This window comes from Pseudomonas viridiflava, from assembly GCF_900602065.1.
In the GTDB taxonomy this organism is placed as follows: Bacteria; Pseudomonadota; Gammaproteobacteria; order Pseudomonadales; family Pseudomonadaceae; genus Aquipseudomonas.
This window is the reverse complement of record NZ_UWFN01000336.1, coordinates 1-395: the sequence shown is the minus strand read 5'-3', so window position 1 is coordinate 395 and position 395 is coordinate 1. Positions and strand designations below refer to the sequence as shown.

Below are 395 nucleotides of genomic sequence, written 5' to 3'. Positions count from 1 at the left end.
CGTCAGCATCGCGCTGAGCCTGTTTGCCGGTTTCGAAAAACGAAAACTGCCTTTTTATATCGCCTCCCAGATCGCCGGTGCGTTCTGCGGCGCAGGCCTTGTGTACCTTTTGTACGTGAGCCTCTTTTTCGACTTCGAACATGCGCCCCACATCATTTGTGCCACCGAGCAGAGTCTTGATCTTGCATCGGTGTGCTCTACCTCCCCCACCCCCGCGATCTCGGTGGGTCAGGCCTTTCTGGTCGAGATGGTCATCACCACCATTCTGATGGGCGTGATCATGGCGCTGGGCGATGACAACAACGGTCTGCCACGCGGCGCGCTGGCGCCTCTGCTGATCGGTCTGCTGGTCGCGGTGATCGGCAGCGCCATGGGTCCGCTGACCGGGTTTGCGA

Annotated in this window: 1 protein-coding gene; it reads left to right on the top strand. The window is 59.7% G+C overall.

The annotated features are described in order from the left end of the window. A partial coding sequence (locus EE949_RS25680) for an MIP/aquaporin family protein (RefSeq protein WP_206335724.1) occupies positions 1-395 on the top strand: 395 nt, incomplete at both ends.